10 protein-coding genes, 1 other RNA gene and 2 pseudogenes are annotated in these 9,985 nt (G+C 63.6%); 7 read left to right on the forward strand and 6 right to left on the reverse strand.

Annotated features, from left to right (window positions below; genetic code table 11):
• The first annotated feature begins 116 nt into the window (after positions 1-116).
• The 4 genes and pseudogenes from J7396_RS19580 to J7396_RS19595 all read left to right on the forward strand — a co-directional run bounded on the left by J7396_RS19580 (position 117) and on the right by J7396_RS19595 (position 1,531).
• Positions 117-779, forward strand: a complete 663-nt coding sequence (locus tag J7396_RS19580; RefSeq protein ID WP_011345814.1) for a hemolysin III family protein — start codon at positions 117-119, stop codon at positions 777-779.
• Between the two features lie 65 nt (positions 780-844).
• Positions 845-1,102 carry a type II toxin-antitoxin system prevent-host-death family antitoxin gene (locus J7396_RS19585; RefSeq protein ID WP_209261960.1) on the forward strand — a complete coding sequence of 86 codons (258 nt, stop codon included), beginning with the start codon at positions 845-847 and terminating at the stop codon, positions 1,100-1,102.
• Positions 1,090-1,391: pseudogene (locus J7396_RS19590) on the forward strand (type II toxin-antitoxin system RelE/ParE family toxin). Before J7396_RS19585 ends, J7396_RS19590 begins: the two are co-directional and overlap by 13 nt.
• Before the next feature lie 63 nt (positions 1,392-1,454).
• Positions 1,455-1,531, forward strand: a non-coding RNA gene (locus tag J7396_RS19595) — sX9 sRNA.
• Positions 1,532-1,573: 42 nt separating this feature from the next.
• On the opposite strand, the gene J7396_RS19600 is transcribed toward J7396_RS19595, so the two are convergent.
• Together J7396_RS19600 and J7396_RS19605 are read right to left on the reverse strand one after the other, a co-directional pair.
• Positions 1,574-2,473, reverse strand: a complete 900-nt coding sequence (locus J7396_RS19600) for an SDR family NAD(P)-dependent oxidoreductase (protein WP_209261961.1) — start codon at positions 2,471-2,473, stop codon at positions 1,574-1,576.
• A gap of 59 nt (positions 2,474-2,532) precedes the next feature.
• Positions 2,533-3,270, reverse strand: a complete 738-nt coding sequence (locus J7396_RS19605; RefSeq protein WP_008574050.1) for an SDR family oxidoreductase — start codon at positions 3,268-3,270, stop codon at positions 2,533-2,535.
• Positions 3,271-3,395: 125 nt separating this feature from the next.
• On the opposite strand from J7396_RS19605, the gene J7396_RS19610 reads away from it, so the two are divergent.
• Positions 3,396-4,307 (forward strand): LysR family transcriptional regulator, encoded by a 912-nt coding sequence (locus J7396_RS19610; protein WP_209261962.1) that lies wholly within the window; start codon positions 3,396-3,398, stop codon positions 4,305-4,307.
• A gap of 54 nt (positions 4,308-4,361) precedes the next feature.
• On the opposite strand, the gene J7396_RS19615 is transcribed toward J7396_RS19610, so the two are convergent.
• Complete coding sequence (locus tag J7396_RS19615) at positions 4,362-5,456, reverse strand: ATP-grasp fold amidoligase family protein (protein WP_209261963.1); 1,095 nt, start codon at positions 5,454-5,456, stop codon at positions 4,362-4,364.
• A gap of 252 nt (positions 5,457-5,708) precedes the next feature.
• Between J7396_RS19615 and J7396_RS19620 the strand changes: the two genes are divergently transcribed.
• Together J7396_RS19620 and J7396_RS19625 are read left to right on the forward strand one after the other, a co-directional pair.
• Complete coding sequence (locus tag J7396_RS19620; protein WP_031420501.1) at positions 5,709-5,900, forward strand: hypothetical protein; 192 nt, start codon at positions 5,709-5,711, stop codon at positions 5,898-5,900.
• Positions 5,901-6,015: 115 nt separating this feature from the next.
• Positions 6,016-6,694: pseudogene (locus J7396_RS19625) on the forward strand (hypothetical protein).
• 229 nt (positions 6,695-6,923) lie between these two features.
• Here J7396_RS19625 and J7396_RS19630 read toward each other — a convergent pair.
• From J7396_RS19630 to J7396_RS22640, 3 genes are all read right to left on the reverse strand, one after another.
• The gene (locus tag J7396_RS19630) at positions 6,924-7,532 is read right to left on the reverse strand and encodes an NAD(P)H-dependent oxidoreductase (RefSeq protein ID WP_014088904.1); all 609 of its coding nucleotides are present in this window, start codon (positions 7,530-7,532) and stop codon (positions 6,924-6,926) included.
• Between the two features lie 188 nt (positions 7,533-7,720).
• Positions 7,721-7,942 (reverse strand): hypothetical protein, encoded by a 222-nt coding sequence (locus J7396_RS19635; protein WP_209261964.1) that lies wholly within the window; start codon positions 7,940-7,942, stop codon positions 7,721-7,723.
• A gap of 399 nt (positions 7,943-8,341) precedes the next feature.
• Positions 8,342-9,937, reverse strand: coding sequence for an XVIPCD domain-containing protein (locus J7396_RS22640; RefSeq protein WP_244669754.1), 1,596 nt, complete (start codon positions 9,935-9,937; stop codon positions 8,342-8,344).
• Between the last annotated feature and the right edge of the window lie 48 nt (positions 9,938-9,985).

The following is a 9,985-nucleotide window of genomic DNA, read 5'->3' on the forward strand; positions in this document are numbered from 1 at the left end:
CGCGCCCGCGCCCAGCCTGCCTCACTGAGCGGATTCAGCAAGCCGGGTATCCTGTCGCCCCCACAGCGTCACGGCTGCCTTGCACGCTGTGGGATCCCCCACACCGAAGAAACGCCGTGCCCGTGCCTGCCAACGTCACTGCTCCGCATTACAAGTCCGTTTCTGCCCGCCGCGCCGATATCGCGGTGCATGCTGCCGGCCTGTTGCTGGCCATCGTCGGCGGCGCCTGGATGGTGGTGCGCGCGCACGCCAACCAGACCATGCTGCTGGCCACCTGCATCTACGCGCTGGGGCTGCTGGTGATGTTCGCCTGTTCGGCGGCCTACAACTTCGCACCGCCGCAGCGCCAGCCGATGCTGCGCAAGTTCGACCACGCCGGCATCTTCGTCATGATTGCCGGCTCCTACACGCCGTTTTTCCTGGTGGCGCTGGACGGCACCTGGCGCTGGGTGATGATCCTCAGCGTCTGGTGCGTGGCCCTGTTCGGCGTGTTCGCCAAGTTGTGCCTGCCCGGCATCGCCAAGGGCTTCTGGGTGGCGATCTATCTGCTGCTGGGCTGGGCCGGCATCGTGGTGATCAACCAGATGATCGCCGGGCTGGACAGCGCGGTGCTGTGGCTCATCGTTGCCGGCGGCGCCTTCTACACCGTGGGCGTGGCGTTCTACGTGCGCAAATCCATGGTCTACAACCGCGCCATCTGGCACGCCCATGTGCTGGGCGGCGCGCTGTCGCACTGGTGCGCCATCTGGCTGTGCCTGCGGCCGTTGGGCGAGGGGTGACCACGCAGTGTGGCGTCCTCGGGCCGGCCGCTCGCCCCGCCCGAAGTGATACTTAATGTCACTGCATGCGCACCGAACTTGTCACCACGCTCAAGCGTCAGGCGACCGAACCCCTTGCAGCTGCAGAGCGCGACAAGGAGTCAATCCTGATCACACAGCACGGTTTACCCAGTGCCTATCTGGTGGATGTTGCCAGCGATGAGCGCATGCAGCAGCGCATTGCGCTCCTGGAAGGAATCGCCCGTGGAGAAATGGCAGTCGCGCAAGGCCGTACGCTGCGCCATGAACAGGCACAGCAACGCATGGCGCGATGGCTGAAATAATCTGGTCGGTGCCGGCATTGGCTGATCTGGACGCGATTGCCGACGACATCGCAATCGATAACGCACCCGCTGCAGCGGCGGCGCTGGTCAAATGGGTGTTGCCGCAGGTTGAGCAATTGATTGAACACCCGGACAGCGGAAGCCGGCCACAGGACTCCAGCGCTCGCGCTATCGCCAGATTGTCGAACCACCTTGCCGCGTGTTCTACCGCGTGGATGGGCAGCACATTGTGCTGGTGCACGTGATGCGGTGGGAGCGTGCGCTTCGCAGGAACCGTCTTTCACGCTAAGAAGAGCGGCCAACAAAACCACGGCACAGCCACCAGGCGGGCGCAGCCGGTGCTCGGTGCGGCATGCACCGCGCCGACACGTCGGTTGTGAGTGCGCCGTCCACATCCAGCTGACGACTGCTCGCCACCGTCTGTTAGCCGCTCTACGGCCGGCAGGCACTCCAAGCGCCTGCCGCATCCCATCATTCCACCACGCGCGGTGCCAACAGATCATCCAATCCCACACGGTGCAGCATCTCCGCGCGCAGGCGATCGAGGACCGCAAAGCCCACGTCCGCGCCGTCGCCCGCCGGGTCGATATGCACCCGGAACGGCCGCTTGCCGAACGGTGCGTTCACCACCTGCACGATCGCCTGCGCCACCTCGGCCACGTCGGCGTCTTCGGGCACCAGGCGCGCAAATGCCTGCTGCACCTGTTCGCCAAAGCCCGCATACGGGCCGGCCTCGTACGCAGCGGCGCGCGCGGCGTCGTCGGGCATACCGGCATGGGCAAAGTGGTTGGTGCCCTTGGTGAAGGCGCCGGGCACGACGATCGAGGTCTCGACGCCCCAGCGTGCCAACTCGCGTGCGTACTGCACCGCCAAGGCATCCATCGCCGCCTTGGCCGCGAAATAAGGGCCCAGATACGGCGGGGTGCCGCCTGCCGAGCTGCTGCTGGACACCCACACCAACAGGCCCTGCTGCTGTGCCCGCAAGTGCGGCAATGCCGCGCGGTTGACCCGCTGGGTGCCCAGCACGTTGATGTCGTAGACCTGCGCCAGCTGTTCGGCGGTGAACGCCTCGGCCGGGCCGAACACCATGTGCCCGGCGTTGTGCACCACCACGTCCAGCCCACCGGCCTGCGCCACGATGGATGCCACCGCCGCGTCGGCCGAGGCCTGCGATTGTACGTCCAGCTCGACCGTGTTCAAGGCCAGCTGCTGCTTGCCCGCCAAGTCGGCCATCTCGTGCACCACGCCGGCATTGCGGCCGGCGGTATCGCGCATGGAGGCGTAGACGGTGTGGCCGGCGGCGGCCAGCGCTTGTGCGGCCAATCGGCCAAAGCCGCTGGACGCGCCAGTCACCAGAATGCGTTTGCGCATGTCATTGCTCCTTGAGAGGGAAAACCAGCAGCGTGCGCACTGCCGCGCGCCACAGCGGGTCAGACCATGCCGCCGTTGGCGCGCAGGACCTGGCCGTTGATCCAGCCGCCATCCGGGCCGACCAGGAACGCCACCGCTGCCGCGATGTCGTCCGGGCAGCCAAGACGTTCCAGCGGGTTGGCCTTGGACAAGCGTTCGATCAATTCCGGCGACTTGCCGTCCAGGAACAGCGCCGTGCCGGTCGGGCCAGGCGCCACCGCGTTGACGGTGATGGCACGCCCGCGCAATTCCTTGGACAGGATCGCCGTCAGCGTTTCCACCGCCGCCTTGGTGGCCGCATACACCCCGTAGGTTTCCAGCTTCAGGCCGACCACGCTGGTGGACAGGTTGACGATGCGGCCGCCGTCGCGCAGCCGTCGTGCGGCCTGGCGCAGCGTGTTGAAGGTGCCTTTCAGATTGATCGCGATGTGTTTGTCGAACAAGGCATCGTCGCTGTCGGCCAGCGTGGCCAGCTGCATGATGCCGGCGTTGTTGACCAGCACATCCACGCCGCCGAACGCAGTCTCGGCCGCGGCAAACAGGCGCTCGACGGCGACCGGATCGCTGACATCGGCCTGCACGCTGATCGCGCGGCCACCGGCCGCTTCGATGCTGCGCACCAGTTGATCGGCCTCATCCGCATGGCCGGCGTAGTTGAGCACGACGGCAAAGCCATCGCCGGCCAATCGCTGCGCGATGGCAGCGCCAATACCGCGGGAGGCCCCGGTAATTACTGCAACAGTGTGCTGCTGAGTCATGCATGTTCTTCCGTTATGCCGCGGGCTGCGGCGTTGCGGAAACTATCCAATGCAATGACAGGATAATCATCACACTAAACTGCACAGCACTGTTTCCAGCGCCCGAACAGTGGGCAAGGAGTGTCATGGATCGGTTCGACGCCATGCGGTTGTTCGTGCGGATCGTGGAGCGGCGCAGCTTCACTGCAGCGGCCAACGACATGGAAGTTCCGCGCTCCACCGCCACCAAGGTCATCGCCGAGATGGAAGCGCGCCTGGGCGTGCGCCTGTTACAGCGCACCACGCGCGTGGTGCGGCCCACGCTCGATGGCGAGCTCTTCCATCAACGCTGCATGCGCATCCTCGACGACGTGGACGATGCCGAAGGCAGCTTCCGTGGCGTGGCACCCAAGGGGCTGCTGCGGGTGGAAGTGCAGGGCACGCTGGCGCGGCACTTCCTGCTGCCCGGATTGCCGGCGTTTTTTGCGCACTACCCGCAGATCCAGCTGGTGATGAGCGAGAGCGATCGCTGGGTGGATCTGGTGGAAGAAGGCATCGACTGCGTACTGCGCTATGGCCCTCTGCGCGACAGCGAACTGGTTGCACGCCGCGTGGCCATGCTCGAACGCCTCACCTGCGCCACGCCGCAATACCTGCGACGTTTCGGCCTGCCTGCGCAGCTGGAAGCGCTGGACCAACATCGTATGGTCGGCTTGCGTTCGATCACCACCGGCGTGGTCACGCCGCTGGAGTTCCAGACCGCGCAGGGGGTGCGTACCTTCGCATTGCCCAGCCCGCTCAGCGTCACCGGTACCGAGAGCTATCTGGCCGGCATCCGGCTTGGCCTGGGCATCGCGCAGGTGCCGCGCTTCCATGTGGCGCACGACCTGCAGCAAGGCACGCTGGTGGAAATCCTGCGCGACACCCCGCCGCCCTCCAACCCGGTGTCGCTGCTGTATTCCCGCGCCCGCCAGCTGTCGCCACGGGTGCGCGTGTTTCTGGACTGGGCCGCTGGCGAATTTGCCAAACAGGCCGGCTTGACGCAGCCCGTGGGGTAGACGCGCTGGCGCGCTGCATCGGCATCGGCTGGGCAGCGCACCTGCGTTGACGCTTCACCGCTGTGGCACGCGCACACCCACACCAAACCCCTGCATCGGCAGACCCGGCTCTTCAGGCGCGCGCCGCTGCACCCACATATCGCCCATCATCCGGTCCAGCCCGCGGCCCAATCCGGTCACCAACCCGGCGCCTGGGGTAAAGGTGAGTTCGCCGAAATACACCTGCCCGTGCTGGATATACCAATCCACCCGCACGTAATCGAAGTCGCTGGCCAGCACCTTGCTCAGTTCCAGCGCTTGCTCCAGCAACTCCGGCGCACATGGCGGTGCGCGGCCGTCGTCGCGGATGCGATGGAACGCATCGTGCAAATTGCCGACGAAAAACGTCATCGACAATTTCGGCGTGTCGAAGCGGCCGTAGATCACCTGCAACACGTATTTGAACGTGCCATCGGCCTGGCCAAACATGTGGAACTTGTAGTCCACCGGCACCTGCTGCGCATCGCCGATATATTTTTCCACCAGAATGCGCGGCGGAATATCGCGGTAATGGATCTCGCGCACCATGTCGGAAAAATCGGTGCGCATCCATTGGCCGCAGCGCGCGATGATGCGGCGTTTCTGTTGCGCGTCCGGCTCATCGCGCACCACCTCCACCATGGCCGCGCCGTGGTTGGCCTTGATCACCGTCTGCTGCCACTGCGGCAAGCGCAGCAAATCTTGCGGGTCGGTGGTATCCAGCAATAGCGGGATCAAATGCGCCTGGCCGATCCTGGCCGCCACATACGGCCGCACCGCGAACTTGTCGGCCAGCCGCTGGTATTGCGGGTAATCACCGTGCACACACTTGCGGTAGAGGATCTTCTCGTTGAAGCATTTCGGTGCGTACAGATCCGGCAGGCGTCCAAACGTATGCAGGAAGTACAGCCGGTCCTGGTGCCGCCAGGGCAAGGTGCGTACAAGGCTGCGCGCGCCCTTGCGTAGCAGACGCTTGAGGTTGGCTGCGTCTGCCGTGGTGCGCGTCGGCGCGGCCGGGCGGCCAATCCCTGCTGGCCATGCCAACCCCGGCAGCAGTGCAGCCCATGGCTGGGCCGACGCCCGCTCTGCACCCACCGGCCGCGTGTGCAGCCCCGTTCCGTTCTCGCCCATGGCCAGCTCCCTCCTCGAATATGAGACACCCATCACACTTTGGTGTGTTGTTCGCCACGGTATACGAGAAAAGAACGACAAACGTCACGCATTGTCTCAAGCAGCCCAATTACGCAAACATCGCTGTGTTTTCGGTCCAGAAATGCCGAAATCGCCGACTGTTGCGTCTGCTTTGATGCGTTGCGGAAGCAGGTGCAGGCGCCACCGCCAAAACCTGGGGACATCCACCGGCGGTCGATCAGACCCAAAGCCATGAGCCATGCATTGCGCGCGGCCAAAGTCCAAACGCCTGCCAGTGCAATGCCATGCGCCCGTCTGCTGCCAGCCCGCCTCGCCGCCAGCGAACGCTGCTATGCAGGCATGTATTTGCTGCGCCTTCGCCACGCGCAGCGGGTCAATGGCATGGCTGAGATAAAAAGCGGCAGCAGCGTGCAGCGGACTTGACCGCGCCATCGCTGCCGCGCAAGGTGCAGGCTCAAGGAGCAACGCAGCTGCGGCATGTGCACCCCGCACATCTTGCATGCATCAGGACAGCCCTATGAACGTCGTTAGCACCGCACTGATCGCGCTCCCCGTCGTGGCACTCAGCAGCTGCACCGACGCGCCGCCGCCAGTGCACACACCCCCGGGCCATCGCGCCCACGGCCCACGCGCGCACCGCCAGTGCCGCACCGAACAACGTCTCGCGGTCACCGGCTACGCGTGTAGCGCAGACCCATGCCGCCACAACGCCGTATCTCTGCAATCCCGGCTCAGGCGCCTGCATCGCTGGCGGCCCATTGCTGGCCAGCTCGCAGGCAGAAGCGCACTGGCTGATTGCCCACGGCTACCCGTCGCCGACCGAGCACGCACGCTTGAGCAAGCTGGATCTGGCCCAGTTGCAGGCCGAATCGCAGGCGGGCAATCCGGCGGCCACTGTGCTCTACGGCAGCAAGACCGCACTTGGCGGCCGTTTCGAGAGCGGCGTGGCCACATTGCGCAAGGCCGCAGCCACCGGAAATATCTACGCCTACTATGGGCTGTCCGAGGTCTACAACGGCGACACCCTGCAAAAGAGCCTGGTCGAGAGCGCAGCGTATCTGCGGCTCGCCTATCTGCTCGGCGATCGCAAGGCATCGGCGGCCATCGCACAAAGAGGTTTGAGCGGTATCGAAAGCGTCGTTGCAGATGAGCGTGCGGCAGCGCTGTACCAGACCTTTGTCAACTCCTCGCGCCCGTCTCCGCGGCCGTTTGAGTGATGCGTGATGGCGGGCGACAGGTTGCTGCACGACCCCGGACGCGCGGCCGCGCAGGGTGCATGCGCGGCCAGCAAACGCTGGTGCGGTTGCACGTCATGACCAGCGCGGCATCATGCAAGCGAGGTCATGACGCGCGCGCATCATCGGCACGCAGGCACGCAGGCACGCAGGCAGCTTGCAGACCTGCCAATCACAATGACGCGGCAGCCGTAGCCTGGAGTGCGCCGGGTCATCTACATGCAGCTGCTTTTGCGGCAAACAACCGCGCACCAATTGCGCGCGCTGTGTCGAAGTGCGATTGCGGAAAGCCCGCATCCGGCACTGTCAGCAGTTCCGAGGTGCGTACCGGCGCACCGCAGAAATCGAAGATGCCGTGATTGATCTGTGTCTTCATCGCACCGAAGTAGCCGTGCCGCGCGTAGGTGCGCTCGTCTGCGCCGCCGATGGCCAGCATGTGGACGTCCAGGTGCTGCAGCTTCTTCATGATCTTGCCGTCGGCGCTTTCGTCGAACGCCCAGCCCAGCGTAAACACCCGGTCGATCCAACCTTTCAGCAGCGCCGGAAACGACCACCAGTAAATCGGGAACACCAGCACCAGCGCATTGGCCCGGTCCAGCCGCGCGTGTTCGGCCGCTACATCTGGCGCAGGTGCCGCGCGCTGCTGAAAGAGCGCGATGTCAGCCTGGTTGAAGCGCGGGTCGAAACCTTCCTGCGCCAGGTCAGCAACCTCGACCGTGTGGCCGCCGCCGGCCGCCTCCAGCCCAGCGCTCACCTGCGCGGCAATGGCGTGCGTCAGCGAGCGCGGCTCGGGATGTGCAACAACAATCAGGGCATGCATGTAGGTAATCACTCCAGGGAGAAGACAAGCACGGCTTTACCTGCAGCCGCATCAACGCGACAGAATGCTAACGACCCGTTGCAAAAGCGCTGTCAACACGAAAGGTTATGTGGTCAGTCAGCGAGCAAAGCCAGCGACGTCGCCCGACCACGCTCACATGGCGCCTCGCGTGCGTCGAAGGAGGCGCACTATCCAGCAGTGCCCAAGGCGTCCAATACGTCGTCCACCTGCTTAGCCAACTGCTGCATGCAATGCGCCCACTGCCGTAGTGGAATGGCCGGCACGCCCATGGTGCTTTCGTCGCACGAACGCGGTGTGGCCAAGGTAGCGAGCAGGCGCAGCTGGTCGCATACGCATAGCAGGCGGTATTGCGTGCCTTCGGACATCCAGTAGCCGGGTTCGTCGTGCATGCCGCTCTCCTTGCCATGGGCTGGCTCCCGCTGCACAACGCAGCGGGATGCCGGGAGGCTAGAAACCGCAGACAGCCGGCGGGCTTATTCCCCTTGCGGGTGTTGTATTCGCCGCCCTCCCGGCGCAAGAACGCCGAGCCGTGCCAGGCCTTTCGGCCAGACACAAAAAACCCACCAAATTCTCGGAGGTGGGTGCCGCTGTCTGTGTGGAGTTTCTAGGCTCCGAGCGGGAGTGTGCGGGCGGTGGTGGCTAGGGTCAAGTTACAGCGCTCGCCCTGCGCCGGTGCGCAACTAGCATATGCGTACTGCGGGTTTGGCGTGTATCAAGCGGTGTGAGGTGATGCAACGCAGACCGCCATCGGGCTCTGATGGCGTCGTGGTGCTCCGCAAGCGTGCGATCTAGCGGGACAGGCTGCCCTGGTTAGGCTCGTTCATTCCACGCGCCAGCTCTTGCTGCTGCGTCAGCGCCCTTTCCTGCGCAATGGCTTGGTTGGCCGCCAGGAGTTTCTGGTCCGACTGTTCCACCGGGGTGCGGATTGCCTGGTCGATCTCCACGTGCACCCGCCTGTGCGCTGGGTCATCCAGCCGCCCTTCTACCGCAAACACGTTGCCGGTCTTGCCCATCACAACATGGTCCACGCGGCTCAACGCATTGTCTGCCAGCGAGCGATCCCCTGCGGCCGGGTAGGCCTCGCGGTTGTCTTTGCACACCGCCAGCAGGCTACGGCTGACGCGCTCGCTCATGTCGTCGTACGGCTTGCCCACGCTTTCGTCGATCTTGCGGACGCCACTGCGAATCTGCTCCAGCATGCGGTGATCCGGGTGCGCAGGATCGTCCGGCCCGAGCGAGCCCGTTGCAGCAGGCGCACTGGGCACAACCGGAACATAGGTATGGTCGTGCGCGGGATTCACGCTTCCATCCTGGGTATGGTCGAAATGATGCAGCGTGGGCGGCCGGGTACTTGTGTCCTGATACGGAAACGGTGACTTGTTGACGCCTCGGTCCAGCCCTTCGTTCTCGATCAAATGTTCCTTGAGCCCCAGCGCTGCCATATCGATGGTCACTTGCGGCCGGGCACCTTGATACATCACGTTCGCGCGATCTTCGGCCTGCAGGATCTGCTCGACAGCCCAGGTGCCGTAGTAATTGGTATAATCCGCAGTGGGCTGCAGCTGGCCAGCTTGATTGCGGTGCTCGCCGAGGCCTACCGGGTGCTGGCCTGGCTGCGCGTAGAGGGGAGATGGACGGTCGAAGTAATGCTGGCCCATTGCGGCGATGTTGCTGACCGTTGGAGACAAACTGCCATCCTGATTGAAGCCGAGGCCAGGATTTGCCACTGCCTTAGTGGTAAGCGGATCCCTGTGTACGAAATCTAGCGTCCTCGCATTCTTGGTGTTTAACATGAGATCAAGGCCATTGGCAGTCGGATTAGACTGTCTTTCGTGGCTGAGTAACGCATTCCAACCCGCGATTTCTGCTTTCGCTTCGTCCTCGCGTCCCGACTGGATATATGAACGCAGCTCGTTGGTGTAGTCGTGCACAGGAGTCTTGGCGATTGCCTGACTCCTTACATCATTCAGAAAGTTGGCGGTAGCTTTTGTTTTATCCGCATGATTAAAGCTGTGTTGAATTTCATGCCCAAGTACGAACACCATATCTTTCTCAGAGAATCTGCCCTGAGGGTTGTTGGCAGATGCTGTCTGCAAGCCAATCGGCGGCAAATTCATAACCTTGTTGTTGCCATCATAGGTCCCGCCGGCGGAGACACCCGGTCCAACAAATCCAAAGCTCTCAAGTTGTGCACGTTTCGGGCTTGATGTATCCGAAGGATCGACGGTGGTTGCCGCTTTCTTAAGCTGATCAGCAAGGAACGGTGATCTGTTTAGCGTGGACTGCAAGTTGTCCACCATATCCTGCGTCACAGGATGACTGACTCTGGCCACATCTTGATACGTGCTCCGAGCAAACACCAGAGTCATATGTTGGACTTGCAGCGTAGCCTTTAAATCACTACTAGGAGTTTCCTGATTAGCCCTGACCTT

Source organism: Xanthomonas sp. A1809, assembly GCF_017746015.1.
Taxonomy (GTDB): Bacteria; Pseudomonadota; Gammaproteobacteria; order Xanthomonadales; family Xanthomonadaceae; genus Xanthomonas; species Xanthomonas euvesicatoria.

Coding starts and splice junctions, on each gene's coding strand:
- J7396_RS19585 (WP_209261960.1), top strand. CDS start 845: ATGCGCACCGAACTTGTCACCACGCTCAAGCGTCAGGCGACCGAACCC.
- J7396_RS19605 (WP_008574050.1), bottom strand. CDS start 3,270: ATGACTCAGCAGCACACTGTTGCAGTAATTACCGGGGCCTCCCGCGGT.
- J7396_RS19630 (WP_014088904.1), bottom strand. CDS start 7,532: ATGCATGCCCTGATTGTTGTTGCACATCCCGAGCCGCGCTCGCTGACG.
- J7396_RS19615 (WP_209261963.1), bottom strand. CDS start 5,456: ATGGGCGAGAACGGAACGGGGCTGCACACGCGGCCGGTGGGTGCAGAG.
- J7396_RS19635 (WP_209261964.1), bottom strand. CDS start 7,942: ATGCACGACGAACCCGGCTACTGGATGTCCGAAGGCACGCAATACCGC.
- J7396_RS19610 (WP_209261962.1), top strand. CDS start 3,396: ATGGATCGGTTCGACGCCATGCGGTTGTTCGTGCGGATCGTGGAGCGG.
- J7396_RS19620 (WP_031420501.1), top strand. CDS start 5,709: ATGAGCCATGCATTGCGCGCGGCCAAAGTCCAAACGCCTGCCAGTGCA.
- J7396_RS19600 (WP_209261961.1), bottom strand. CDS start 2,473: ATGCGCAAACGCATTCTGGTGACTGGCGCGTCCAGCGGCTTTGGCCGA.